The 23,930-nt window shown below is 69.2% G+C and carries 26 protein-coding genes; 13 read left to right on the forward strand and 13 right to left on the reverse strand.

Annotated features, from left to right (window positions below; all coding sequences use genetic code 11):
- The first annotated feature begins 18 nt into the window (after nt 1-18).
- Together ACFORO_RS27535 and ACFORO_RS27540 are read left to right on the forward strand one after the other, a co-directional pair.
- Complete coding sequence (locus ACFORO_RS27535; protein ID WP_377876023.1) at nt 19-1,413, forward strand: mycothione reductase; 1,395 nt, start codon at nt 19-21, stop codon at nt 1,411-1,413.
- Nucleotides 1,414-1,514: 101 nt separating this feature from the next.
- A complete protein-coding gene (locus tag ACFORO_RS27540) occupies nt 1,515-1,787 on the forward strand; it encodes a hypothetical protein (RefSeq protein ID WP_354750419.1) in 273 nt (90 codons plus the stop codon).
- 105 nt (nt 1,788-1,892) lie between these two features.
- On the opposite strand, the gene ACFORO_RS27545 is transcribed toward ACFORO_RS27540, so the two are convergent.
- Complete coding sequence (locus ACFORO_RS27545; protein ID WP_377876020.1) at nt 1,893-3,167, reverse strand: CynX/NimT family MFS transporter; 1,275 nt, start codon at nt 3,165-3,167, stop codon at nt 1,893-1,895.
- A 48-nt stretch (nt 3,168-3,215) separates the two neighbouring features.
- Here ACFORO_RS27545 and ACFORO_RS27550 point away from each other — a divergent pair, with 48 nt between their 5' ends.
- A complete protein-coding gene (locus tag ACFORO_RS27550) occupies nt 3,216-3,890 on the forward strand; it encodes a FadR/GntR family transcriptional regulator (protein WP_354750423.1) in 675 nt (224 codons plus the stop codon).
- 65 nt (nt 3,891-3,955) lie between these two features.
- Here the strand turns inward: ACFORO_RS27550 and map are convergent, their stop codons facing one another.
- From map to ACFORO_RS27565, 3 genes are all read right to left on the reverse strand, one after another.
- Nucleotides 3,956-4,813 (reverse strand): type I methionyl aminopeptidase, encoded by an 858-nt coding sequence (gene map / locus ACFORO_RS27555; RefSeq protein ID WP_354737410.1) that lies wholly within the window; start codon nt 4,811-4,813, stop codon nt 3,956-3,958.
- A gap of 41 nt (nt 4,814-4,854) precedes the next feature.
- Complete coding sequence (locus tag ACFORO_RS27560) at nt 4,855-5,709, reverse strand: GNAT family N-acetyltransferase (RefSeq protein ID WP_377876017.1); 855 nt, start codon at nt 5,707-5,709, stop codon at nt 4,855-4,857.
- Between the two features lie 297 nt (nt 5,710-6,006).
- Nucleotides 6,007-7,332: a glycoside hydrolase family 27 protein gene (locus tag ACFORO_RS27565; protein WP_377876015.1), complete on the reverse strand. Its 1,326-nt coding sequence runs from the start codon at nt 7,330-7,332 to the stop codon at nt 6,007-6,009.
- Between the two features lie 235 nt (nt 7,333-7,567).
- Between ACFORO_RS27565 and ACFORO_RS27570 the strand changes: the two genes are divergently transcribed.
- Nucleotides 7,568-10,192, forward strand: a complete 2,625-nt coding sequence (locus ACFORO_RS27570) for a fibronectin type III domain-containing protein (protein WP_377876013.1) — start codon at nt 7,568-7,570, stop codon at nt 10,190-10,192.
- A 53-nt stretch (nt 10,193-10,245) separates the two neighbouring features.
- Here ACFORO_RS27570 and ACFORO_RS27575 read toward each other — a convergent pair whose 3' ends face one another.
- Nucleotides 10,246-11,184: a GlxA family transcriptional regulator gene (locus tag ACFORO_RS27575; RefSeq protein ID WP_377876011.1), complete on the reverse strand. Its 939-nt coding sequence runs from the start codon at nt 11,182-11,184 to the stop codon at nt 10,246-10,248.
- Nucleotides 11,185-11,254: 70 nt separating this feature from the next.
- On the opposite strand from ACFORO_RS27575, the gene ACFORO_RS27580 reads away from it, so the two are divergent.
- Nucleotides 11,255-11,590, forward strand: a complete 336-nt coding sequence (locus ACFORO_RS27580) for a cupin domain-containing protein (protein ID WP_354737420.1) — start codon at nt 11,255-11,257, stop codon at nt 11,588-11,590.
- On the opposite strand, the gene ACFORO_RS27585 is transcribed toward ACFORO_RS27580, so the two are convergent.
- Both ACFORO_RS27585 and ACFORO_RS27590 read right to left on the reverse strand, forming a co-directional pair.
- Nucleotides 11,587-11,979: a VOC family protein gene (locus ACFORO_RS27585; protein WP_377876008.1), complete on the reverse strand. Its 393-nt coding sequence runs from the start codon at nt 11,977-11,979 to the stop codon at nt 11,587-11,589. The genes ACFORO_RS27580 and ACFORO_RS27585 overlap by 4 nt on opposite strands.
- 220 nt (nt 11,980-12,199) lie before the next feature.
- Complete coding sequence (locus ACFORO_RS27590) at nt 12,200-13,012, reverse strand: helix-turn-helix domain-containing protein (RefSeq protein WP_377876006.1); 813 nt, start codon at nt 13,010-13,012, stop codon at nt 12,200-12,202.
- A 76-nt stretch (nt 13,013-13,088) separates the two neighbouring features.
- On the opposite strand from ACFORO_RS27590, the gene ACFORO_RS27595 reads away from it, so the two are divergent.
- From ACFORO_RS27595 to ACFORO_RS27605, 3 genes are read left to right on the forward strand one after another with little or no spacing between them, the layout of a single operon-like run.
- On the forward strand, nt 13,089-13,343 hold the full coding sequence (locus ACFORO_RS27595; protein WP_354737427.1) for a hypothetical protein: 255 nt from the start codon (nt 13,089-13,091) through the stop codon (nt 13,341-13,343).
- 1 nt (nt 13,344) lies between these two features.
- Nucleotides 13,345-14,373, forward strand: a complete 1,029-nt coding sequence (locus tag ACFORO_RS27600) for a DUF2891 domain-containing protein (protein ID WP_377876004.1) — start codon at nt 13,345-13,347, stop codon at nt 14,371-14,373.
- Nucleotides 14,373-14,651, forward strand: a complete 279-nt coding sequence (locus tag ACFORO_RS27605) for a hypothetical protein (protein ID WP_377876002.1) — start codon at nt 14,373-14,375, stop codon at nt 14,649-14,651. Before ACFORO_RS27600 ends, ACFORO_RS27605 begins: the two co-directional genes overlap by 1 nt.
- Here the strand turns inward: ACFORO_RS27605 and ACFORO_RS27610 are convergent.
- Nucleotides 14,648-15,253 carry a TetR/AcrR family transcriptional regulator gene (locus ACFORO_RS27610; RefSeq protein WP_377876000.1) on the reverse strand — a complete coding sequence of 202 codons (606 nt, stop codon included), beginning with the start codon at nt 15,251-15,253 and terminating at the stop codon, nt 14,648-14,650. The genes ACFORO_RS27605 and ACFORO_RS27610 overlap by 4 nt on opposite strands.
- An 89-nt stretch (nt 15,254-15,342) precedes the next feature.
- Here ACFORO_RS27610 and ACFORO_RS27615 point away from each other — a divergent pair, with 89 nt between their 5' ends.
- Entirely contained in the window at nt 15,343-15,813 is a 471-nt protein-coding gene (locus ACFORO_RS27615; protein WP_377875998.1) for a nitroreductase/quinone reductase family protein, read from the forward strand.
- Nucleotides 15,814-15,841: 28 nt separating this feature from the next.
- Here ACFORO_RS27615 and ispG read toward each other — a convergent pair whose 3' ends face one another.
- The 3 genes from ispG to dxr form a co-directional block, all read right to left on the reverse strand.
- Nucleotides 15,842-16,993: a flavodoxin-dependent (E)-4-hydroxy-3-methylbut-2-enyl-diphosphate synthase gene (gene ispG, locus ACFORO_RS27620; protein WP_377875996.1), complete on the reverse strand. Its 1,152-nt coding sequence runs from the start codon at nt 16,991-16,993 to the stop codon at nt 15,842-15,844.
- Between the two features lie 118 nt (nt 16,994-17,111).
- Nucleotides 17,112-18,314, reverse strand: coding sequence for a M50 family metallopeptidase (locus tag ACFORO_RS27625; RefSeq protein WP_377875994.1), 1,203 nt, complete (start codon nt 18,312-18,314; stop codon nt 17,112-17,114).
- Between the two features lie 173 nt (nt 18,315-18,487).
- The gene (gene dxr, locus ACFORO_RS27630; protein ID WP_377875992.1) at nt 18,488-19,684 is read right to left on the reverse strand and encodes a 1-deoxy-D-xylulose-5-phosphate reductoisomerase; all 1,197 of its coding nucleotides are present in this window, start codon (nt 19,682-19,684) and stop codon (nt 18,488-18,490) included.
- Between the two features lie 94 nt (nt 19,685-19,778).
- Between dxr and ACFORO_RS27635 the strand changes: the two genes are divergently transcribed.
- Nucleotides 19,779-20,033, forward strand: a complete 255-nt coding sequence (locus ACFORO_RS27635; RefSeq protein ID WP_067591018.1) for a DUF2631 domain-containing protein — start codon at nt 19,779-19,781, stop codon at nt 20,031-20,033.
- A 42-nt stretch (nt 20,034-20,075) separates the two neighbouring features.
- Nucleotides 20,076-20,747, forward strand: coding sequence for a peptidylprolyl isomerase (locus ACFORO_RS27640; protein ID WP_377875989.1), 672 nt, complete (start codon nt 20,076-20,078; stop codon nt 20,745-20,747).
- Here ACFORO_RS27640 and ACFORO_RS27645 read toward each other — a convergent pair.
- Nucleotides 20,731-21,273: a HEAT repeat domain-containing protein gene (locus ACFORO_RS27645; protein ID WP_377875987.1), complete on the reverse strand. Its 543-nt coding sequence runs from the start codon at nt 21,271-21,273 to the stop codon at nt 20,731-20,733. The two genes, ACFORO_RS27640 and ACFORO_RS27645, sit on opposite strands and share 17 nt — an antisense overlap.
- Nucleotides 21,270-21,893 carry a TetR/AcrR family transcriptional regulator gene (locus tag ACFORO_RS27650; RefSeq protein WP_377875985.1) on the reverse strand — a complete coding sequence of 208 codons (624 nt, stop codon included), beginning with the start codon at nt 21,891-21,893 and terminating at the stop codon, nt 21,270-21,272. The genes ACFORO_RS27645 and ACFORO_RS27650 overlap by 4 nt, the downstream gene beginning before the upstream one ends.
- A gap of 65 nt (nt 21,894-21,958) precedes the next feature.
- On the opposite strand from ACFORO_RS27650, the gene ACFORO_RS27655 reads away from it, so the two are divergent.
- The gene (locus ACFORO_RS27655) at nt 21,959-22,552 is read left to right on the forward strand and encodes an NADPH-dependent FMN reductase (protein ID WP_377875983.1); all 594 of its coding nucleotides are present in this window, start codon (nt 21,959-21,961) and stop codon (nt 22,550-22,552) included.
- Nucleotides 22,549-23,922: a DHA2 family efflux MFS transporter permease subunit gene (locus tag ACFORO_RS27660; RefSeq protein ID WP_377875981.1), complete on the forward strand. Its 1,374-nt coding sequence runs from the start codon at nt 22,549-22,551 to the stop codon at nt 23,920-23,922. The genes ACFORO_RS27655 and ACFORO_RS27660 overlap by 4 nt, the downstream gene beginning before the upstream one ends.
- Nucleotides 23,923-23,930 lie beyond the last annotated feature (8 nt).

The raw sequence follows: 23,930 nt of genomic DNA on the forward strand, positions 1-23,930 counted from the left end.
CTTTCGGGAAGGACCGCCGTGCCGCACTACGACCTGGTGATCATCGGGACCGGATCGGGAAACTCGATCCTCGGGCCGGAGTTCGCCGACCTCCGGACGGCCATCGTCGAGAAGGGCGTGTTCGGCGGGACCTGCCTGAACGTCGGCTGCATCCCGACGAAGATGTTCGTCTACGCCGCCGACGTCGCCGCGACGCCCGCGGGCAGCTCGCGCTTCGGCGTGGACGAGGAGCTCACCGCGGTGCGCTGGCCGGACATCCGGGACCGGATCTTCGGCCGGATCGACCCGATCGCCGAGGGCGGCGCGGAGTACCGCGAGAACCACGAGGACAACCGCAACGTCGACGTCTACCGCGGCGAGGGCCGGTTCACCGGCATGAAGGAACTGCGCGTCAGCTTCCCCGACGGCCGTCCGGACGAGGTCGTCACCGCCGACCGGTTCGTGCTCGCCGCGGGCGGGCGGCCGGTGATCCCGGACGTGCCAGGGCTGGCCGAAACCGGCTACTACACCTCCGACACGATCATGCGGCTCGACGCACTGCCGGAGCGGATCGTCATCCTCGGCGGCGGCTACATCGCGGCGGAGTTCGCGCACGTCTTCGCGTCGTTCGGCGTCGCGGTCACGATGGTGAACCGCTCCGGTGCCCTGCTGCGCCAAGAGGACGCGGACGTCAGCGCCCGGTTCACCGAATTGGCTTCGCAGCGGTTCGACGTCCGGCTTGAGCGCAAGACGGTTCGCGCGCGCCGCACGGACAACGGGGTCGCGCTGGATCTCGAAGGCCCGCAGGGCGCCGAGACCGTCGAGGCCGACCTGATCCTGGTCGCCACCGGCCGCAAGCCGAACTCGGACCTGCTCGACGTGGGCGCGACCGGCGTCGCCACCACCGAGCGCGGGCACGTCGTGGTGGACGACTACCAGCAGACGTCCGTCGAAGGCGTCTACGCGCTCGGGGACATCTCGTCGCCGCTGGAGCTGAAGCACGTCGCGAACCACGAAGCCCGTGTGGTGCACCACAATCTGGCGCACCCGGACGACCGCATCAAGGCCGACCACCGCTTCGTGCCGCACGCGGTGTTCACGTCGCCGCAGGTGGCATCGGTCGGGCTGACCGAGGCGCAGGCGGCCGAGCGCGGACTGTCCTTTGTGGTCTCGAAGCAGGACTACGCGGGCATCGCCTACGGCTGGGCGATGGAGGACACCACCGGTTTCGCGAAGCTGCTCGCCGACCCGGCGACCGGACAGCTGCTGGGCGCGCACATCATCGGACCGCAGGCGTCGACGGTGATCCAGCCGCTGATCCAGGCGATGAGCTTCGGCCTGGACGCGCGGTCGATGGCGCGCGGGCAGTACTGGATCCACCCGGCGATGCCGGAACTGGTGGAGAACGCGCTGCTGAACCTGCCGCTCGACTGACCCCGGGGATACCCAGAGTTGATCTAGCGGGGAGGCGATTCCCAAATCGGGTAACAAGGATGTCGCGTTGTTAGTGTTCTCGCGGAGGTGCGGGGACTGACATGACCGACATGATCGCCGGGGGAATCGTTGTGGCCGCGAAAGATTTGGCCGCTCGCTGGAGCGAGGTCACGGATCTCGAGCTGATGTTCGCCGCGCGGCGGGCCGAGCTCGGGACGACGGCCGCGACGCTGACGTTGCTGGAGGAGCTGCGGGCGATGCCGTCCGAACGGGCCGCCGAATGCCTCGCGGTCGCGGTGGCCGCGCTCGACGACGTCCGGCGCACGGGCCAGCTTCCCGGGCCGGTGCTGGAAGACGCGGCGCTGGCGAGCTAAGCGGCCATCCGGCGGGAGTGTCCACAGTGGGCAGACGCCGTCGAGGCCGAGGACCACACGAAACGGGCGGCCGGTGGATTACCAGCCGCCCGTTCTTCCGTTGGATCAGACGAAGCGACGCCGCCCGGCGAGGGCACCGAAGATCATCTGCGTCACCATCACCACGAGCAGCACGATCAACGACACCGTCCAGCTGCCCGTCGCGTCGTGCAGCAAGCCGAACACGAACGGGCCGACCGCGGCGAGCAGGTATCCGAAGCCCTGCGCCATCCCCGACAACCGCGCGGTCTCGGCGCCGCTGCGGGCTCGCAGGGCGATCACCGTCAGCGCCAGGGAGAACACGCTCATCCCGATGCCGAGCAGGACGCTCCACAGCAGCGGCGAGAACCCGGGCGCGAGGACCAAGCCGAGCATCCCGGCGGCGCCGAAGACGCCCATTCCGACGATCCACGGGCTCTGGCTCTTCTGCCGCGCCGCGATCGGCGGGATCACCAGGCTGATCGGCACCGCGATCACCGAGATCAGGCCGAGCAGCAGACCGGCGTCGGCCTTGCTGACGCCCGCGTCGATGAAGACCTGCGGCAGCCAGCCCATCACGACGTAGGCGATGAACGACTGCAGGCCGAAGAAGATCGTGACGATCCACGCGAGCGGGCTGCGCATCAGCGACCGGGCGCGAGCGGCGCCTGCGGCCGGACGCGGCGGGCGGCCCGCGCCGCGCGAAGCGATCAGCCAGGCCACCAAAGCGATCGCCGACAGCACGCCCCACGCGCCGAGCGCGGCACGCCAGCCGCCGAAGGCCGATTCGAGCGGCGGGCTCAGTGCGGAACCCGCCGCGCCGCCGCCCTGCAGGGCCGCGGTGTAGACGCCGGTCATGAGCCCGACGCGAGCCGGGAACGAATCCTTGATGACCACCGGGATCAGCACGTTGACCAGCGCGATTCCCGCGGTGGCGATGAGCGTGCCGCCGAGCACGACGTACGGTCCGTCGAGCACCCGCACCACCAGGCCCGCGGTCAGCACCGCCAGCGCGAGGCCGATCGCCGGGCCGATGCCCAGGCGGCGCGACAGCACGGGCGCGGCCAGGCCGGCCCCGGCGAAGCACAGGCCGGGCAGGGTCGTGAGGATGCTCGCCCACACCGCGGACGCGCCGAGGCTTCCGCGCATTTCCGCGAGCAGCGGGCCGACGCTCGTGATCGCCGGCCGCAGGTTCATCGCCGTCAGCACCACCGCGACCGCCAGCAGCACGCCGCCGGCCACCACGCCCGGCCGGCGGCCGGCGGGCACCTCTTCCTCGAGGCTGCCTTCCAGTTCGAGCTCGAGCCGGTCGGAATAGGTGGCGGTGGACACGGCAGCGGAGTCTCGGGAATCGGCGGACATGTGCGCTACTATCGCATACGTAGGATGATTGGATGAAGGGATCAGGCTGTGCCGTTGGCCACCACCCGCCGCGCCGGACTCGTCGACCAGGTCATCGACCAGCTGCGCGAGGCGGTCACCGCAGGAGAATGGCCGATCGGGCACCGGATCCCGACCGAGCCGGAGTTGTCCGCGCAGCTGGGCGTCGGGCGCAACACGGTCCGTGAGGCCGTGCGCGCGCTGGCGCACACCGGGATCTTGGAGGTCCGCCAAGGCGACGGCACCTACGTGCGCGCGACGAGCGAGGTGTCCGGCGCGATCCGCCGGCTGTGCGGCACGGAACTGCGCGAGGTGCTGCACGTGCGCCGGTTGCTGGAGGTCGAGGGCGCTCGGCTGGCCGCGACCGCGCGCACCGAGGAAGACGTGGCCGAGCTGCGCGTCCTGCTCAACCGCCGCGACACCGACTGGGACGAGGGCCGCCTCGACGACTTCGCCCGCAGCGACGCGGAATTCCACCAGGTCGTCGTCCGGTGCGGGCACAACGGGCTGCTGCTGGAGCTGTACCGCGGCCTGATGGAGGCGATCACGGCGAGCGTGGCGTCCACTTCGGACAATCCGGAGCACGCGGAGATGATCCGGCACCGGGAACTGGTGGACGCGATCGAAGCCCGCGACGCCGCGCGGGCGGCGAGCGAGGCGGCAGGGTTCCTGGACGAGCTGATCGCCCGGGCAGAGGACCTGTAGAAGTCCGTGAAGGGCTCCTTGAGGGAATCAGATTCCCTCAAGGAGCCCTTCACGGACAGCTCGTCTTACGGGAGCGTCAGGATCTCCGCGCCGTTAGCGGTCACGACCAGGGTGTGCTCGAACTGGGCGGTCCACTTCTTGTCCTTCGTGGTGACCGTCCAGTCGTCGCCCCACACGTCGTAGTCGATGGTGCCGAGCGTGATCATCGGCTCGATCGTGAAGGTCATGCCCTCTTCGATCAGCGTCTGCACCGAGGGCTCCTCGTAGTGCAGCACCGTCGGCGCGGTGTGGAACGCCGGGCCGACGCCGTGGCCGGTGAAGTCGCGGACCACGCCGTAGTCGAAGCGCTTCGCGTACGCCTCGATCACGCGGCCGATCACGTTGAGCTGGCGGCCGGGGCGGACCGCCTTGATCGCGCGTGCGGTCGCCTCGCGGGTGCGCTCGACCAGGAGCCGCACCTCCTCGGAGACGTCGCCGGCGAGGAACGTCGCGTTGGTGTCGCCGTGCACGCCGCCGATGAAGGCCGTCACGTCGATGTTGCAGATGTCGCCGTCCTCGATCACCGTCGAATCCGGGATGCCGTGGCAGATCACCTCGTTCAGCGAGGTGCAGCACGACTTCGGGAAGCCGCGGTAGCCGAGCGTCGACGGGTACGCGCGGTGGTCGAGCAGGAATTCGTGGACGACCTTGTCGACGTCGTCGGTGGTCGCGCCCGGCTTGACCGCCTTGCCGCCCTCTTCGAGCGCCTGCGCGGCGATCTTCGACGCGACCCGCATCGCCTCGATGACCTCGGGCGTGCGCACCCCGTTGCCGGTGTCCCGTTTCGGCGCCGGCCGGTCCACGTACTCGGGGCGGGCGATGTCGGCGGGGACGGCACGGCGCGGCGTCTGGACGCCGGGCTTCAACGGGGCGCGAACGGACATGTCCCCAGACTACGACGTCACCCGATCGCGGCGCAGCCAGCTCAGAACAGCACGGTCGCGTACTGCCCGACCTGCTGGAACCCGATCCGCCGGTACGCCGCCAGCGCGGGGGCGTTGAACCCGTTCACGTACAGGCTCGCGGTCCGGCCGAGGCCGTGGACCAGGCGGTTCACCACCGCCGCCGTGCCCGCGGTGCCGAGCCCGCCGCCGCGCCGGTCCGGGTGCACCCACACGCCCTGGATCTGGCCGACCCGCGCGGACATCGCGCCGATCTCGGCCTTGAACACGACCTCGCCGTCCTCGAACCGGGCGAACGCGCGGCCGGTGGAGATCAGCTCGCTCACCCGGGCGCGGTAGCTGGCCCCGCCGTCGCCCGCGCGCGGGTCGACGCCGACCTCCTCGATGAACATCGCCACCGCCGCGGGCAGGTAGCGGTCCAGTTCGTGCGGGCGGACGGTGCGGACCTGCGGATCGGCGGGCACCAGCGGGTCGCCTTCGAGCGCCATCAGCGGCTGGTCGCCGCGCACCTCGCGGGCCGGTCCCCATTCCGCCGACAGCTCGTCCCAGAGCCCGAGCACCTGCGGCGCGGGCCCGACGAGCGAGGAGCAGGTGCGCTGGCGGCGCAGGGCCCGGTCGGCGAACGACCGCAGCGCCGAAGCGTTGCCGCGCAACGGGATCAGGTTCGGTCCGGCGAAACACAAACCGGTGAGCCGTCCGGCGCGCACCGGACGGGCGTCGGACGCCCACAGCTCGCCACCAAGACGCCACGGGTCGAGACCGGCCGCCTCGACCCGGGCGCTGACCATGCAGCTGCCCACCGGGTCGGCGGCGAGTGCAGCGCGCACCGCCGGATAGTCCCGATCATCGAGCAGCCGTGCACCTGCAAGCCGCAACACGGGGTCCAGAGTGCCAGATGAACCGGGTGAACGGAACGCGAGCCGGTCGACACGCTGAGATGAACGGCTCTCACACCCGAACGGCGGCGCCCCGGCGGGCTCCGCCACCGACAGTGCCCGAACCGGCCGCGCGCATGCCAAAGCGCCCCGGAGGCACCCCACCCGGGCACCTCCGGAGCTTTCTCGCCCGGCGGCGGGCGAGACGCGCCCCAATGCGGTTTTCTCGCTGGCGGGTGCACAGGCGCGTTGGCCAGGTGGGCGATGCGGAAGTACGTGAGGGGAGCCGCGCGGCCCGGCTCAGTGGTGACGCGGAACCAGGTGCAGCAGCCGCGAAGCGTGCGGTGCGAGCGTCGCGGTGAAGCTGTCCCGGCTCACCCCCAGGTTCCGATGCGTCCACAGATCCCGTACCGCTGCCGGGCCGCGCAGCCCCAAGTCCTGCCAGGACGCGGTCACCGGGGCTTCCGTCGAGCCCAGATTGAACAGCGCGACCGTCACCCCGCCCCGGCCGTCGGGGCTGAACCACACCTGCTGCTGTGTTGCCTGCGAAACCGGCCGAGCCGGTCGGCCTGCCTGGTCGACGGCCAGGACTTCGCGGTTGGTGAGCAGTTTCAGGTCGTCCGGGTCGAGTTTGGTCAGGTCGGTGCCGAGCAGCAGCGGCGAGGATTCGATCGCCCAGAGCGTCATGACGCTTTGCCGCTCGTCCGGGGTGATGCCGTTCGCTTCGCCGTTGCCGATCTCGACGGAGTCCAGGTCGTTCCAGTGGCCGGGGCCCGCGAAGCCAGTCCACTGGGGAGCGTCGGCGAAGCGGAGCTTGACCCGCACGTCCCAGTTCGTGAGGCCGACGCAGTGCGAGTAGCACTCGATGTCGCCTTCGATCCGCCAGCCGTTGCTGTAGCGCTGCCAGGTCGCGGCCTCGGCGATGCTGAGCGAATTGGACAGTTCCAAGTGGATCGGACGGCCGGTGGCCTGGATCGCCGAATGCCACTGCCGGATGTCCTCGCGGTTGTCGGCCGGAATCTTTCCGCCGCCGGGTCCGACGAAGTCCATTTTGATGTAGTCGACGCCCCACGACGCCAGCTGCCGCGCCTGCGAGCGGACGTATGCGGCCGCGCCAGGCTTGCCGAAGTCGAGCTTCGCGGATTTGTCGTCCGCGGTGTTGCCCGCGCCGGGCATGACGATGTCGTGCACCCGGTAGGGAGTGCCCTCGATCGGCGAATCGGCCGCAACCGCTTGCGCGGGGACTCCGGGCACCAGGTAGATGCCGAATTTCAGGCCGCGCTGGTGCAGGTACCGGGCCAGCGAGGCGATGCCGTTCGGGAACTTCTTCGAGTCCGGCGCGACCCGGCCGAACTCGTCGACGTGGTCGTTCCAGCCCGCGTCGATGTTGATATACCGGTAGCCGTAGGCGGCGAGCCGGTCGTGCATGACGTCGGCCTGGGCCTTGATCGTCTCCTCGGTGAACTTCCGGCGCAGCGCGCTCCAGCTGCTCCAGCCCATCGGCGGCGTTCTCGCCACCGGCGTCCAGGATTCGACCGGCTGACTCTCCGCCGCCGCTGTTCCCGCCAGCGCTCCGGCCAGCACCGCCACCGTCGCGGCCAGCACACCGATCCGACTTCGCTTCATCGCGACCACCTCTCCCGGGGATCGCTTCGTTGTACGCGCGCCGAACCGGGGTCAGCAATGATTCATCGGATCACTGACCGCTAGCCGGGACGGAACCCGCCGACCGGATCAACCCTGTTCACCACCGTGAATGCTCGGAATATCCACTCGAATCCTCTCGACACGATCGCGAATAGATCCTATCTTTCTTGCGGCGCAGACTCGCGTCGTTCACTGGCGAACACGGAGGTCCCGGATGAAGCTCAGACCAGCGCGCGCCAGCGGGAGGCGCGCCCTCGGGCTCGCCGCCGCAGTGCTGACCGCGACCGCGCTGCTGCCCGCGGGTGCGGCGGCCGCGTGGCCGGGCAACCAGGACGTGTACGTCTCGCCGTGGGGCAACGACTCCGGGTCCGGCGCCGTCTGGTCGCCGGTGCGCACGCTCCCCCGCGCCCAGCAGCTGGTCCGGCAACGCGCCGCGCATCTGAACTCCGACCTGACCGTGCACGTCTCCTCCGGCACTTACCGGCTCGACAAGCCGCTCGAACTCGACGCGGCCGATTCCGGCACGAATGGCCACCGGGTCGTCTGGCAGGGTTCGCCGGGCACCGTGGTCAGCGGCGGCAAGCAGGTCAGCGGCTGGCGTCCGGTCGCCGGACGGCCTGGTCTCTACTCCGCGCCCGCGCCCGCCGGGCTGGACAACACTCGCCAGTTGTACGTCGACGGCGTCCGCGCGCAGCGAGCTTCCGGACGGCTTCCGGTGACCGTGAAGGCGACCGACACCGGGTACACCGCGTCCGCGGACACCATGGCGCACTGGCGAAACCCGAGCGACCTCGAGCTGGTTTACACCAGCGGCGAGGAGCTGTGGAACGTCGAGCGCAACGGCCTCGGCCAGTGGACCGAGCCGCGCTGCCCGGTCGCGTCGGCGACCGGCACCACGATCACCATGGCGCAGCCGTGCTGGGACAACTCGACCCGCCGCGTGATGTTCGCCGACATCCCCGGCCGTTCGGTCAACATGGTCGGCCCGGGCGATCTCACCAACGGACGGCAACCGTCCTATGTGGAGAATGCGTTCGAGCTGCTGGACACCCCCGGCGAGTGGTACCTCGACCGCGCCGCGCACACCGTGTACTACCTGCCGCGCAAGGGCGAGAACCTGCACTGGGCCGACGTCGAGATGCCCGCGCTGGAGAAGCTCGTGGACGGCCGCGGCACCGCGGAGAAGCCGATCCACGACATCTCGTTCCGGGGCATCCAGTTCTCCTACGCGACCTGGCTCGAACCGTCGTCGCCGGAAGGGTTCTCCGAAATCCAGGCCGGCTACCGGATCACCGGCGAACGCGGCTGGGCCACGCAGGGCCTGTGCCAGTTCACGCCCGGCGGTTCCTGCCCGTACGCGGACTGGACGAAGGAACCCGGCAACGTCTCGCTGTCGCACGGGCACCGGATCGAGTTCCAGGACACCGTGTTCGCACACCTCGGCGCGGCCGGGCTCGACCTCGGCGAGGGCGCGCAGGACAGCAGCGTGTCCGACAGCGTGTTCACCGACATCTCCGGCAACGGCGTCGAGATCGGCGGCGTCAGCAAGCCCACCGCGGCCGGTGCGGACCTGACCACGCGAGTCAAGGTGACCAACAACCACCTGTACGGCATGCCGCGCGAATTCACCGGCGGGGTGCCGATCGTCAACGGGTATTCGCAGGACAATGTCGTGTCGCACAACCAGATCGACCACGTCGCGTACTCCGGCATCTCGATGGGCTGGGGCGGCTGGCCGGACAAGATCAAGCAGGCCGCGACGCCGAACGTCTCACGCAACAACGTGGTGTCGAACAACCTGATCCACGACTACATGCTTTCCCTCGACGACGGCGGCGGCATCTACACCCAGGGCATCACCGGCCCGTCGCAGGCCGAGGGCGAGAAGGTGACCGGGAACGTCATCTACGACCAGTGGGGTCTCGGCAAGTCCGTCTACACCGACAACGGCTGCACCTACGAAACCGTTTCCGGCAACGTGCTTTACCACGCGGCGTACGCCAACGTCGCCTCCACGCACGTCGACTACCGCGACTCGCTCGGCAACAACGACCCGACGGTCATCTCCGGAAACTACTGGGAGCAGGGCGATCCGGACGGCAACAAGAAGGGCGTTATCACGTCGGGCAATCACCTGCTGAACAACCCGGCCGCCGCTCCTAGGTCCATTGTGGACAACGCAGGCATCGAACCGGGCCACCGTTCGGTGCTGAACCGCCGGATCGACGGCGCGTCCGCTCCGCAGGCTCCGTCGCGGATCGGCACGTTCTCGGTGTCCGGTCAGCTGTACGCGACCTGGAACCCGACGGTCGCGGAGAACGGTGCGCCGGTGCAGGACTACGTGCTGACGGCTTCGGACGGCAAGCACAGCGTCACGAGTTCGGTGTCTGCCAAGGACTTCGCGCGCACCGGGTACACGGTGATCCCGAAGCTGACGGATGGTCAGACGTACACGGTCACGGTTGCCGCACGGAACCGGTTCGGGGTTGGCCTGCCGTCGCTGCCGTCGGCACCGGTCACGGTCGGGCAGCCGGGCACCCAGCTCGCGGCCGTCCCGACCGGGGCGAAGGCACTGCCGAGCACTGACGCGGCGAGCATCCACTGGACGCCGCCGAAGGAAACCGGGTCGACCCCGGTGATCGGCTACCGGATCACCGTGTCCGACGGCCGCACCATCGAGGTCGTCGGCCGCGACACGATCGTCAGCCAGCCCACGCAGAAGGGCCTGACCCGCGTCGTGGACGGGCTGAAGTCCGGGACCGCGTACACGTTCACGATCGCGGCCGTCACCGGAACCGGCGTCGGCCCCGCGGCGACGGTGCAAGCCACCACCGCGTAACCCCGGTGGTCGGCGCGTACCGGACCTCCCTGCCGGTACGCGCCGACCACCGTTCACCCCAGCCGGAATGCCCTTCTGTACGCCCCCGGCGTTGTTCCGACCTGCGCCCGGAACCGGCGCCTCAAGTTCACCGCCGACACCAGGCCGACCCGTGCGGCGATCGCGTCCACCGGCAGATCCGTCTCCTCCAGCAGCCGCCGCGCCTCCGCCACCCGCCGCGACAGCAGCCACGCGCCCGGGCTTGTGCTGAGCTGATCCGCGAACCGGCGAGCCAGCGTCCGCGGGGAAATCGTCAAGCGGGCAGCCAAATCTTCGACCGACAACGGCGTCCCCAGCCGCTCCCCCGCCCAGTCGAGCAGCCCGTCCAACGACGCTTCCACGGACACCTGCCGCGGCACGTACTGCACCTGGCCGCCCTCGCGATGCGTCGGCATCACCATGTGCCGCGAGATGAGCGCCGCGTGCGCCGCCCCGTGGTCGCGCCGGACCAGGTGCAGGCACAGGTCAATGCCCGCTCCCGCTCCCGCGCTGGTGGCGACGTCGCCGTGGTCCACGTACAGCACGTCCGGTTCCACTTGCAGGTTCGGGAAATCCTGCCGCAGCTGGTCGAGCCGCGCCCAGTGCGTCGTCGCCGTTCTTCCGTCCAGCAGCCCGGTCTGGGCCAGCGCGAAGGAACCCGAGCAGATCGTGACCAGCCGCGCGCCTCGTTCGTGCGCACGCAGCAACGCCCGGCGCACCTTCGGCGAGAGCGGCGTTTCGACCGGTGTCCAGCCCGGGATCAGCACCGTGTCGGCCTTGGCAAGCGCCGAAAGCCCGCTGGACACGTGAATCTCGTATCCGGCCGTGGTCGGCACCGGCCCGGGATTCTCGGTGCACACCTCGAATTCGTAGTGCTGCGGCACCCCGCCCCGGGTCGTGCCGAACACTTCGACGCCGCAGCCGAGTTCGAACGTCGACTGCACCGGCTGGACGAGAGCCACCACGCGATGCATGGCAAGAAAGTACCCTATGACGTCTTTCCTGACACTGTCCCGCGTGCGCCGGTAAAGCCAAGCTGGGACCATGCACCCCGAAATCCTTGCCCAGCCGGGCTACACCTCGGTCCCGGTCGACGAAGCCCCGGTGAAGGAGCTGTTCCCCGGCATCCGCCTACGCCCGCTGTGGAAGGGCGAAAACGGCGCGCACGCCAACGTCGTCGAGTTCGACCCCGGCAGCACATGGCCCGAACGCGACGTGCACGAGCCCGGTTCCGAAGAGGTCTTCGTCGTGTCCGGGACCTTCAACGACGGTGCCCGCGACTACCCGGCAGGCACCTTCATCCACGCCCCGGCCGGATCGTGGCACGTCCCCGCGACGGCGACCGGCTGCACGCTGTTCGTCTTCTACCCCGAGGGCTAAGCGCCCCGGTAACTCCCGACCGTCCAGGCATTCCCCTCGGGATCGCGGACGGTGAACGTATGCGAGCCGTAGTCGGTGTCGTGCAGCTCCAGGCTGATTTCGGCACCGGCTTCGCGCACGCGGGCGTAAATCTCGTCCACCCGATCCGACACCACGTACACCGCGCTGGCACCGGGTTTCATCTCGTCGTGCACACCGTCGGCGGGTCCGCCGCAGCTGCCCAGCATGACGGAACCGCCTTCGGGCCACCGGAGTTCAGCGTGCGCGACGCCGTTCTCGCCGGGTACTACGAGGGCCTCCTCGAAGCCTAGGACGTCGGTGAGGAAACGGATCGCGCCTCGGGCGTCGTTGTAGCGGAAGGCCGGCCAGACTGTCGGTTGTGGTGTCATGCCGTCGATTTTGCTGCGGCGGGCTTCGTCTCGTCTTGGAGAAACGGGAGCTCCTCCGGCAGCCACACCGCTGTAACAGGCAGCCGCATCGTGCCGGTATCGGTGACCGTCGCCGGAGAGACCGGTACTTGCCCTTCGAGCGCTCCGTTCGGCGGAATACCCACGGATTTGCTGCTCAATAACCAGGCATATGAGGACTTCACGGACTCGTGCTGTTTACTCAAAGGCCGTCATCGTCGGGCTGATAACTCAGCGCCGGAAGCTCCTCCGCCATCCACGTCCGCGGCGAGCACCCCGCCAGTGCGCGCCACTCGTTCGAGAAGTGCGCCTGGTCGTAATACCCCGCGGCATAAGCGATCCCGGCCAGATCACGATGCCCGGCCCGCAACAACCGGACCGCGCGCTCGAACCGCAGCACGCGCGCCGCCTGCTTGGGGGCCAGCCCCAGTTCGGCGCGGAACCTCTCCCCCAGATGCCGTCGGCTCCAGCCGACCTCCTCCGCTAAATCTCCGACCCGCAACAGCCCGCCGCTGCGGCGCAGCTCGTGCCACGCGCGGTTCAGTTCCGGCGGCTGCTCGGCGGGTTCGACCGCCCGCGCGGCCAGTACCTCGTCGAGAATCGCGAACCGGGTACGCCAATCCCCCGCCGACGCCAGCCGGTCCGGCAGGCTGGCGAGGTCGCCGCCGAAGTCGGCCAGGTCAGTTACCCGGCCGGTCAGTTCCGCGGCCGTGACGCCCAGCAGCGTCCGCGCTCCCAGCGGGTCCAGTTCCAATTGCACGCCTCGCTGCACCCGGTCCTGCGTGATCAGCGCGGGTTCGGTGTGCAGGCCGCCGACGACACTTTGCAGCGCTCCGGCTCCGTCCAGTCCGGCGTAGCGGATCGGTTCTTCGAGACTGATCACGAGCGTGATGTGCCGCGAAGGCAGCCCGCGGTGCACTTCGAGGGTGACGTTCTCCTGCGCGTACCCGACGTAGCGCGTGACCAGCCCCCGCAGCGCCGGATGCGGCGGACGGGCGGCCCAGCTCTGACTCACGTGACCAGGCTAGCCCCGGACGCGGGCGAATTCGTGCTACCACGGGAGGGCGGTCCCCACGATGAGGAGAAGCCCGATGACGATCCAGGAACAGGCGCAGCAGCTCGAACTGCTCGCCGACCAGGTGCCGACCGGCATCGCCCTCGCCACGAAGGACGAGCTGGAAGGCCTGCAGGCCCAGGTGCTCGGCCTGCTCGGCGAAACCGGCTCCGCGACGGCGATCCAGGGGTCGGTGCAGATCGCGATCCGGCAGATCGACGAGGTCGCGGCTTCGCTGGAGAACGTGCGCCTCCAGATCCGCGAAGCCGCACAACATCACCTGCGCGGCTGACGTGGCCGGGCTGCTGGCCGCGCACGCCAGGGAGTTCGCGGGCATCGCGCTGGCCAATGTCGTGCGCGAGTATCCGCACTACGAGAGCCACTGGCGCATCGACGACACTCCCGTCCCGCCGATCCGCGAGCTGCACCCGTGCTTCTACGGCAGCTTCGACTGGCATTCGTGCGTGGAAATGTTCTGGGTGCTGGCACATCTGCTGCGCCACTACCCTGCCTTCGTCCCCGCCGACGAGATCCGCGCCGTGGTGAATGCGCACCTGACCGAGCCCGCGTTGGCCGCCGAAGCCGCCTGCTTCGCGCCGGAGCACCATCGGACGACCCAGCGCCCGTATGGCTGGTCGATCCTGCTGGCTCTGACCAGGGAAACCGCCACCTGGGACGATCCTGATGCCGCGCGTTGGTCCGCTGCGCTCCAGCCGTTGAGCGGGCTTTTCGTGACCCGCTTCCTCGAGTGGCTGCCGAAGGTCACCTACCCCATCCGCTACGGCCTGCACGAGAACGGCGCTTTCGGGCTCTCTCGCGCGCTTCCGTACGCCGACTACCTGGCGTCCCAGGGCGAACCGCACCTGCGGGAGGTGATCACCGAAACGGCCTGGCGCTGGTTCGGCTCGGACCGTGATTACCCCGGTGCCTGGGAACCGTCCGGAGCCGATTTCCTGACCCCCGCGCTGGCCGAGGCTGAACTGATGAGCCGCCTGATGCCCGCCGCCGACTTTGGGGCCTGGCTGGAAGGTTTCCTGCCGGGAATCGACGACCGGAACCCGGCGGCGTTGTTCACTCCGGCGGTGGTGACCGATGCTTCCGACGGGTTGATCGCCCATCTGCACGGGCTCAACCTGCACCGCGCCTGGTGTTGGCGGCGGATCGTGGCCGCGTTGCCGGATGGGGACGGCCGGGTTTCGGCGATCGAGGCGGCTTCGCGGGAGCATGCGGATGCCTCGCTGCCGCAGGTGACCGAGGGGCCGTATGCGGTGGAGCATTTCTTGGCCTACTACGCGCTTCTCCTGCTGAGCGACGCCGAATAGTGTCAGACCCCTGGCTGCTCATCGAAGTGCTCGACGGAGAAACCCCGGCGAGCACCTGGCGCCGCACCTACTTCGACGCTCTCCTCAAAGCCGCGATCATCGACCGCGCCGTGCGATGGTCGTGGCGGACGCACGAACGCGGCGTCGTCTTCGAGATCGCCTTCAGGACCGAGGCCATCCGTGACGAGTTCTGCGACCAGCCCGCAGTGAAGGCAGCGCTCGAAGCCGTGCCGGACCCGCGCCACGGCCTCGCCATCACTCCCGGCGGTGGCGATTAGCTTTCCGGCAACGGCTCCCGATGCTCCGCCCGCAACCCGTCCAGCGAAATCAGCAACAGCCGGTTCCACATGTGCGGACGGCACTCGTCCGTGAACTGCGCCGCGTACCCCAAGGAAATCAGCAACAGCACCAAATCATCCGTCGTGACCCCAGGACGCAGCAGCTCCGCCGCCCGAGCCCGCAGCTCCTCCAGAACCGCGCGAAGCTGCGGAATCCCCGTCGGATCGGGATCCGTCCACGTCAGCGCGAAGCTTTCCATGATCGCGCGGTGCCGGGCGCAGCCGGACAACGCCTGCCGGTAGAAGTCGGTCAGCGCCGCCCACGGGTCTTCCGCCTCGATCGCGGCCTGGCGCGCGGCCTCGGCCCACCGGGAGAAGTCCTGGTCCAAAACCGTCCGGACCAGGTCTTCCTTCTTCGGGAAGTGCCGGTACAGCGTCCCCATGCCGACCCCGCTGCGTCGCGCGATCTCGCGGACGTCGACCGCGGCTCCCTGCTCCGCCATCACCTCGGCGGCGGCTTCGACGATCGCCTCCCGGTTGCGGATCGCGTCCGCGCGAAGCGCCCGACGACGAGTGGGGGTGTGCGGTTCAGCCACGGCCATGCGCCGAGCATACTCGCTTACCCGGAGCACATGCTCCTCCTAGTGTGCTACTTTGCGGAGCAAGTGCTCCGCAAAGTGAAGGAGATGCCGTGCCGACCCTCGACGACTGGAATGTCCGGATCCGCGCCGAATTCCGGGAGAACGCCGGATATGTCGCGTGGAGCAGTCCGGAGGAATCCGCCGCAGGCCGTCCGATACCGCCGCATATGCCGGGGTTTCCGGAAAAGGGGATGCCGCTGATCCTCGTGCACCACGTCGGCGCGAAAACCGGGAAAACGCGGATCAGCCCGCTGTTCTACCGGCCGGTCGGCGAGAACTGGGCCGTCTTCGGGACGCACGGCGGCAGTCCGCACGACCCCGCGTGGTACCGCAATCTCATGGCGAATCCGCGGACCGTCATCGAAGCGGGCACAGGAGAAATCCCGGTCGAAGCACGGCTCGCCGCGGGGGAAGAACGCGCCAGGATCTGGGCGGAACAGATCGCGCTGGTCCCGAAATTCGCCGAGTTCGAGGCCGCTTCCGGACGCCAGATCCCCGTCGTCCTCCTGGAACGCGTCTGACCCCGGAAAGCCGTGAAGGACCGAAAACTCAGCCGACGGTGACGCTCGGCGCACCCTCGCCGATGCTCTCGCCGGATTCCTCGGCGATCCGCATGGCCTCTTCGATCAGGGTCTCCACGATCGCGTGCTCCGGCACGGTCTTGATGACCTCGCCTTTCACGAAGATCTGGCCCTTGCCGTTGCCGGACGCGACGCCGAGGTCGGCCTCGCGCGCCTCGCCGGGACCGTTCACGACGCAGCCCATCACCGCGACGCGCAGCGGGATCTCCATCCCCTCCAGCCCGGCGGTGACCTGGTCGGCGAGGGTGTAGACGTCCACCTGCGCGCGCCCGCACGACGGGCACGACACGATCTCCAGCTTCCGCTGCTTGAGGTTCAGCGACTGCAGGATCTGGATGCCGACCTTGACCTCCTCCACCGGCGGCGCGGACAGCGACACCCGGATGGTGTCGCCGATGCCCTGGCGCAGCAGCGCGCCGAACGCGACGGCGGACTTGATCGTGCCCTGGAACGCCGGCCCGGCCTCGGTGACGCCGAGGTGCAGCGGGTAGTCGCACTGCTCGGCGAGGATCTCGTAGGCGCGCACCATCACGACCGGGTCGTTGTGCTTGACCGAGATCTTGATGTCGTGGAAGTCGTGCTCGGCGAACAGCGACGCCTCCCACATCGCCGATTCGGCGAGCGCTTCGGGAGTGGCCTTGCCGTACTTCTCGAGCAGCCGCTTGTCGAGCGACCCGGCGTTGACGCCGATCCGGATCGGCGTGCCGTGGTCCTTCGCGGCCTGCGCGATTTCCTTGACCTGGTCGTCGAACTTGCGGATGTTGCCCGGGTTCACCCGCACCGCGGCACACCCGGCCTCGATCGCGGCGAACACGTACTTGGGCTGGAAGTGGATGTCGGCGATCACCGGGATCTGCGACTTCTTCGCGATCGCGGGCAGCGCCTCGGCGTCGTCGGCCGACGGGCACGCCACCCGCACGATGTCGCAGCCGGCCGCGGTCAGCTCGGCGATCTGCTGCAGGGTGGCGTTGACGTCGGAGGTCAGCGTCGTGGTCATCGACTGCACCGAGATCGGGTGGTCGCTGCCGACGCCCACCGACCCCACCATCAGCTGGCGGGTCTTGCGACGCTCGGCGAGGACGGGCGGGGGCAGAGCGGGCATACCTAACGCGACGGTCACGCTTCCAGCGTACCCACCCCACCCGGGCGCGTTTCAACGAAGTCAGCCGACGCGGTGAGCAGCGTTACCCCTTCTCGGGCGGCCGGGGACGCGCGCGTGACCCGGCCGGTGCGCGCGGTTACTGCAGGCGGATCGGATTGACGATGTCGGCGGTCACCGTGAGCAGCGTGACGCCGCCGCCGATCACCACCAGGACCATCGTGATCGCGGACAGCTTCGTGTAGTCGACCGGGCCGCCCGCGGGTTTGCCGCGCAGGCCGCGCAGCCAGTCGCGGACGCGTTCGTACCAGACGATCGCGATGTGCCCGCCGTCCATCGGCAGCAGCGGCAGCAGGTTGAACACGCCGATGAAGAAGTTCAGGCTGGCCAGCAGCAGCAGGAAGACCTGCCACAGCCCGGCCTCGACCGCCTCGCCGCCGAGCCTGCTCGCGCCGACGACGCTGACCGGGGTGTCCGGGTCGCGCTCGCCGCCGAAGATCGAGTTGAAGACCGCCGGGATCCGCTTCGGGAAGGCCATCAGCCCGTCCCACGTGCGGGCGAACATGTCGCCGGTGAACGACGCCGCGCCGCCGAACGCGCCGACCACGCTGTAGTGGATGGCCGTGGCCCTGGCGATGCCCACCGCGCCGACCGACTCGGTGCCGCCCTTCGCGGCGGGCCGGATCACCTTCGGGATGTCGACGACGAACGTGCGCTCGGCCCCGTCGCGGTTCACGACCACCGGGACCGGCCCGGAGAGCGACTTCACCTGGGCGACCATGTCGTCCCAGGTCGGAGTGGGCTTGCCCGCCACCGACAGCACCTGGTCGCCGGGGAGCAGACCGGCCCGCTTGGCGGGCGCCGGGTCCCCCGGTTTGCACACCGGGTTGTTGGCCGCCTCGACCGTGGTGGCGTTCTGCACGCAGTCGGAGATCTGCGCGGCGATCGGCTTCATGTCCACGTTCGGCAGGCCCATGGTCGCGGCCATGACGAACAGCACGATGAAGCCGAGCAGGAAGTGCGTGATGGAACCGGCCGACATCACGACGGTCCGCTTCCAGGTCTTGAACCGCCACATCGCGCGCGGCGCTTCTTCGGGGGTGACCTCGTCGAGCGCGGTCATGCCCGCGATGTCGCAGAAGCCGCCGAGCGGGATCGCCTTGAGGCCGTATTCGGTCTCGCCGCGCCGGAAGGAGAACACCGTCGGACCGAAGCCGACGAAGTACCGGCGGACCCGCATCCCGAACATCCGGGCGGTGACCATGTGGCCCGCTTCGTGCAACGCGACCGAAACACAGATCGCGAGCGCGAAGAGCACCACACCGATCACATAGGCAAGCACGGGCCCTGCACCTCACCCCTCAGCCGCGGCCCGCGATGCGGTGGCGGCAGGTTTCGTCGTCTTTCACGGCTTCAGGCGGTGAGACCACCCGAGAAAGTCACGGGTTCAAGTATCCGCCGCCAGCGTGAAACCAGTGTTGCATCAACCGGCCCGCCTTCGCGCACCGGTCGCGCTCATCCCAGCAGCTCGGCGGCCCGGGTGCGAGCCCACTGCTCGGCGGCGAGCACGTCCGCGACGTCGCGAGGTTCGCGCCGCCATTCGTCCGCGTCGGACACCACCTGCGAGACGGTGTCCACAATCGACAGGAACCCGGCCTTGCCCGCCAGGAACGCGGCTACCGATTCCTCGTTCGCCGCATTGAAAACCGCGGGCAGGCAACCGCCCGCGGCACCCGCTTCGCGAGCCAGCTCGACAGCCGGGAACGCCTCGTTGTCGACCGGCTCGAAGGTCCAGCTCGCCGCGGTGTCCCAGGAGCACGCGGCGGCCGCGCCGGGCACGCGGTGCGGCCAGTTCAGCGCCAGCGCGATCGGCAGCCGCATGTCCGGCGGGCTCGCCTGGGCGATGGTGGAGCCGTCGGCGAAGGTGACCATCGAGTGCACGATCGACTGCGGGTGCACCGTCACGTCGATCCGCGCGGGCTCGATGCCGAACAGCAGCGACGCCTCGATCAGCTCCAGGCCCTTGTTGACGAGCGTCGCCGAGTTGATGGTGATCAGCGGGCCCATCGACCAGGTCGGATGCGCCATCGCCTGCTCGACGGTGACCTCGCCGAGGTCCGTGCGCTTCTTCCCGCGGAACGGACCGCCGGACGCGGTGAGCACGAGCCGCGCGACCTCGTTGTCCTCGCCGGACCGCAGCGCCTGCGCCATCGCCGAATGCTCGGAGTCGACCGGAACCAACTGTCCCGGCTTCGCGGCGGCGAGGACCAGCGGGCCGCCGGCGATGAGGGATTCCTTGTTGGCCAGCGCGAGCGTCGCGCCAGTGGCGAGCGCGCGCAGCGTCGGGTCGAGACCCTGGGAACCCGGCACCCCGTTGAGCACGACGTCAACCGGCACCGAATCGATCAGCTCGCCGACCGCGTCGGCGCCGGCGAGGATGCGCGGGAGGCGGAACTCGCCCTTCGAGTACCCCCTGCGCTGTGCCTCGGCGTACAGGGCGAGCTGCACGTCTTCGACCGCCGTGGGCTTCGTCACGGCGATGGCCGCTACTTCGTGCGCGATCGCTTGCTCGGCGAGCGTCGCCGGGTCGGAACCGCCGGCGGCGAGGCCGGCGATCGTGAACAAATGCGGGTTACGTGCGGCGACGTCGAGCGCCTGGGTCCCGATCGACCCGGTGGAGCCCAGCACGAGGATGCTTCGCGAAGTAGTCATCAGCAAGCATTATCGCCCGGGTCGTGTCCGCGCGGCGGCCAGCGGTGTGGGATCATGCGAGGGCACAACGTCAGGGGAGTTTGAAGGAGTGGTCGTGGCAGGCAAGGCGGTCGAGAAGCGCCCCGAGGTCGACCCGCGCGACGAGCCGTCGGCGGAGTGGGGCTGGCACGGCTCGTTCCCGAAGGCCACCCGCATCGCGGGCTGGCTGTCCGCGGTCATCCTGCTGCTGATGATCAAGGGCAACCACGAGAACAACACCGAGAACGTGTGGCTCGTCGGGCTGGCCGCGTTCATCGTCCTGCTCCTGCTGCTCGACCTGCGCAAGAGCCGCACCGCCTGGCGCAAGTAAGCCCTGGCGCCGGCGGCCCCTGATTCGCTAGTTTCCGGGCCCATGAAGCCACGCTGGGCCGCGCTCGCGGCCGCCGTCATCGCCGGTCTCTCCCTGTGCACCGCGGCCCCGGCCAGCGCTGCCCCGTCGGTGAAGCCGCCGGTAGTGAAATGCACCTTCACGCCGACGCCGGACAACCCGGCGGCGCGTCCCGTGCTGCGCCCGCTGCCGTTCGCGCTCACCCGCGGCACGATCGACGTCACCTTCCACTACAACTACGGCCCCGTCACCGTCCGCCTCAACAGCGGCGGAGCGGCCCCGTGCGCCGTCGCGAACATGGCGAGCCTGGTGCTGCAGCACTTCTACGACCGCTCGCAGTGCTGGCGGCTGACGAACTCCGCGCGCCTCGGAGTCCTGCAGTGCGGCGACATCTACGAGGTCGAAAAGGGCGGGCCCGGGTACAAATTCCCGGACGAGGTCACCGGTGCGGAGACTTACGAGCGCGGCACTGTGGCGATGGGGAACCAGGGGCCGGGGACCAATGGGTCGGAGTTTTTCATCGTGCATTCGTTTGCGCACATTCCGGCGAATTACTCGGTGCTCGGCAAGGTGGTGCGCGGCATGGACGTGCTGGACCGGATCGTGGCGGCGGGGATCATTCCGAGCGAACGCGGGCCGCTCGACGGTCTTCCTGCCAAGCCGGTCAGGATCGAACGAGTCAGCTTCGGCTTCTGAGATCCGACGAGATCGCGCGGTTCGACGCCGGCCAGCCGTTCGCACGCCTGGCCAGAACCCTCCGCGCGATCTCGCGGACACGCTCCCGGTCGTCGTCCCGCACCGACTCGATCACCCGCCACGCCGCGTCGTCATCGATCGCCAGCAACGCGTCGAGAGCTTTGAACGCCAGATCGTGAAACTCGTCCCAGTCCGGCCGCCAGTGCAACGCGCGTTCGATCGCGGGCACCGACGAAGGATCCTTGATGTCGAGCAGGTAGGCGAGCACGTCCCCCGGATTGACGCCCCCGTCACGCAGATCCAACGCCTCGGTAAATACCGGCACATACTGGGCCGAAGGACGTTCTCCGGCCAGAGAAAGATAGGTCTGGAACCACCGCCAGTCGGAGCGGGCCAGATTTTCCCGCAGCCCACGAGTGATCAACTCCTCGACGCGGCGAGTTTCCGCCAGGAAACTGAGGTCGCTCCGGCGTCCGGGATCGGTCGCGCGCACGAATTCGTCGAACTTCCTGAAATCCTGGTTCATGGCAGCACGTCCCCATCAGATTCGGCTGGTAGCCCCGGCGCGTAAGCGCGCAAGAAAACCCCAACCCCCGACCGGATCACCGTTTCCCAGTCCTCCCCAGGCTCGGCCGCGGCGGCGCTGCCCGCGGTGAGTTGCACGAGGTGCACCGCGGCCAGCGACGGGTCTTCCAGTTCGAAGTGGCCTTCCGCGGCGAGCCTGCGCAGATGTCCGGCCAGCGCCTGCCGGACGCGGGTCGGGCCGCGTTCTTTCCAGGCCGCGACCGTCTTCGGGTCGATGTGGTCCAGATCTGCCTCGATCTGCCGAACCAGTGCCCAGTGCGGTTCGGTTTCCGGGTCGCGTTTCGCCCACTGGAGGCCGAATTCGACGAGGTCGGCCTCCAGGTCGGCGATCCGGCCGAGCAGTTTGTCGGCGACCGCGATCTGGCGTTCGGCCACGCGATCCGAGCTGTCCAGGATCACCGCGCGGAACAGTCCGGCCTTGTCGCCGTAGTGGTTGTAGATCGTCCGCGACGAGACGCCGGCCTCCGCCGCGAGCACGTCGATGCTGGCGCGCGAGTAGCCGTCCCGGGCGAAAACCCGCAGGGCGCCGTCGAGCAGAGCACGTTGTTTGTCTGTCCGCACCGGCTCAGTATGCCGAAGTACAACGATCGTTGCAAAAACTACAACGAGCGTTGTACCTTCGGGGCATGACTTCTCCGCTTCGCATCGCCGTCATCTCCGGAAGCACCCGCCCCGGCCGCCGGGCGACGCAGGTCGCCGAATGGACCCGCGCCCGTGCCGCCGCCTTCCTCGGCGACCGGGCCGAGGTGCGCGTGCTCGATCTCGCCGACATCGACCTGCCGTTCCTGGACGAACCGCTGCCCGCCGCGATCGGCGGTTACCGCAACGACCACACCCAGCGCTGGGCCCAGCTGATCGATGGTTTCGACGGCTTCGTTTTCGTGACACCCGAGTACAACCACTCCATGCCCGCGGCGCTCAAGAACGCCATCGACTTCCTGTTTTCCGAATGGAGCGACAAAGCCGCCGGTTTCGTCAGCTACGGAACCAACGGCGGCACGCGCGCGGTGGAGCACCTGCGGCTCACGCTCGCCGAGGTCAAAGTCGCTTGCGTGCGCTCCCAAGTCGCACTGGGACTGTTCACCGACTTCGTCGTCCCGGACCTGGCCGAACCCGGCACCTTCGCCCCCGCCGACCACCACGAAGGCATCCTGACGCGGATGCTGGGGGAACTTGTCGACTGGTCGGCCGCGCTGCGCACCCTGCGGGTCTCGCCGTGACCACCGTCGCCGCCCCCATCGACCGCGCGACGTGGCGGATCTGCTGGATCATCGTGTTCGGTGCGTTCGCCAGCGGACTCGACGCTTCTGTCGTGACGATCGGCCTGGACTCGATCAGCAGCGATTTAGGCGCGGATCTCTCGGTGACACAACGGGTTGCGAGCGGCTACCTGCTCGCGCTCGCCCTGTCGCTTCCCTTGACCGGCTGGCTGGCGCGCCGCTACGGCGCTGGCCGGGTGTGGCTTGTCGCGCTGGCCGCGTTCACCGTGGCGTCCGGCTTGTGCGCGCTCGCCCCGGATGTCGTGGCGCTCATCGCTTTCCGATTCCTGCAAGGGCTGGCCGGGGGCGTGCTGATCCCGGCCGGGCAAACCGTTCTGGGACAACAGGTCGGAGCGGCACGCCTTGGGCGGGTGATGGCGACGCTCGGGATCGCGGTGAGCGTCGCGCCCGCGCTCGGCCCGCTCGCTGGCGGGCTGATCCTGCACGGTCTTTCGTGGCCGTGGCTGTTCCTGATCAATCTGCCGATCGGGGCGGCAGGCCTGTTCCTCGGCCTTCGATACGTGCCCCGCGGCGCTCGGGCGGCCACTGGCGGGATCGACTTCGTCGGCTTGGCTTTGATCGCCGCTGGGCTGCCCTTGGTTCTCTACACCGTGACGACGTGGGGCGACACTGGTCGTCTTGAGTTGCCAATTCTGGTGCCTGGCCTGGCCTTACTGGCGTGGTTCGTGCTGCGATGTCTTCGGCATCCGCATCCGCTGCTGGACTTTTCCTTGTACCGCAACCGGCTTTACCGCGCGGCGAGCCTGGCCGCGGCTTTCAACGGGGCGCTGATCTTCGGCAGCGGAATCGTGGTCACGCTGTATTTCCAGCTGGGCCGGCACCTGGATTTCGTTGGCACCGGCCTGAGTTTGCTCGGCTTCGCCGGTGCGACGGCGGCGATCGCGCCGGTGACGGGACGGGCGGTGGATCGGTACGGCGCCGCACCGGTCGCGCTGGTGGGTGCGGTGCTGGCGGTGGTGAGCACGGTGCCGTTCGCGTTCTTGCCGGTGGACGCGCCTGGCGTGGTGGTGCAGGTTTTGCTTGCCGGGTACGGGGCTTCGGTGGCGTTGGTGAGCATGCCGATGGGGATCGCGGCGTACAAGACCGTCGAACCGGCACGGCTTCCGGATGCGGCCGCACAGGTGACGATCCTGCTGCGGGTCGGCGGATCGCTCGGCGGTGCGGTGTTCGCGGTGCTGATCGCCGGACGGTTGCCGGACGCCGATGCCGCGTTCCGTCTGGGATTCGGGGCGATCAGCGTGGGCGCGGTGGGGGCACTGGGGACGGCGTTGCTGGTGGCCCGCGCTTCCCGGGCGCAGCCGCTGCGCTGAAGCTGGAA

This window comes from Amycolatopsis halotolerans (genome assembly GCF_042647905.1).
Taxonomy (GTDB): domain Bacteria; phylum Actinomycetota; class Actinomycetes; order Mycobacteriales; family Pseudonocardiaceae; genus Amycolatopsis; species Amycolatopsis halotolerans.

What these genes read in the sequence shown, in the direction of transcription:
- ACFORO_RS27610 (WP_377876000.1), bottom strand. Translation starts at nt 15,253, where the DNA reads ATGGCCGTGGCTGAACCGCACACCCCCACTCGTCGTCGGGCGCTTCGC.
- ACFORO_RS27645 (WP_377875987.1), bottom strand. Translation starts at nt 21,273, where the DNA reads ATGAACCAGGATTTCAGGAAGTTCGACGAATTCGTGCGCGCGACCGAT.
- dxr (WP_377875992.1), bottom strand. Translation starts at nt 19,684, where the DNA reads ATGACTACTTCGCGAAGCATCCTCGTGCTGGGCTCCACCGGGTCGATC.
- ACFORO_RS27640 (WP_377875989.1), top strand. Translation starts at nt 20,076, where the DNA reads ATGAAGCCACGCTGGGCCGCGCTCGCGGCCGCCGTCATCGCCGGTCTC.
- ACFORO_RS27540 (WP_354750419.1), top strand. Translation starts at nt 1,515, where the DNA reads ATGACCGACATGATCGCCGGGGGAATCGTTGTGGCCGCGAAAGATTTG.
- ACFORO_RS27580 (WP_354737420.1), top strand. Translation starts at nt 11,255, where the DNA reads ATGCACCCCGAAATCCTTGCCCAGCCGGGCTACACCTCGGTCCCGGTC.
- ACFORO_RS27545 (WP_377876020.1), bottom strand. Translation starts at nt 3,167, where the DNA reads ATGTCCGCCGATTCCCGAGACTCCGCTGCCGTGTCCACCGCCACCTAT.
- ACFORO_RS27570 (WP_377876013.1), top strand. Translation starts at nt 7,568, where the DNA reads ATGAAGCTCAGACCAGCGCGCGCCAGCGGGAGGCGCGCCCTCGGGCTC.
- map (WP_354737410.1), bottom strand. Translation starts at nt 4,813, where the DNA reads ATGTCCGTTCGCGCCCCGTTGAAGCCCGGCGTCCAGACGCCGCGCCGT.
- ACFORO_RS27565 (WP_377876015.1), bottom strand. Translation starts at nt 7,332, where the DNA reads ATGAAGCGAAGTCGGATCGGTGTGCTGGCCGCGACGGTGGCGGTGCTG.
- ACFORO_RS27575 (WP_377876011.1), bottom strand. Translation starts at nt 11,184, where the DNA reads ATGCATCGCGTGGTGGCTCTCGTCCAGCCGGTGCAGTCGACGTTCGAA.
- ACFORO_RS27655 (WP_377875983.1), top strand. Translation starts at nt 21,959, where the DNA reads ATGACTTCTCCGCTTCGCATCGCCGTCATCTCCGGAAGCACCCGCCCC.
- ACFORO_RS27595 (WP_354737427.1), top strand. Translation starts at nt 13,089, where the DNA reads ATGACGATCCAGGAACAGGCGCAGCAGCTCGAACTGCTCGCCGACCAG.
- ACFORO_RS27585 (WP_377876008.1), bottom strand. Translation starts at nt 11,979, where the DNA reads ATGACACCACAACCGACAGTCTGGCCGGCCTTCCGCTACAACGACGCC.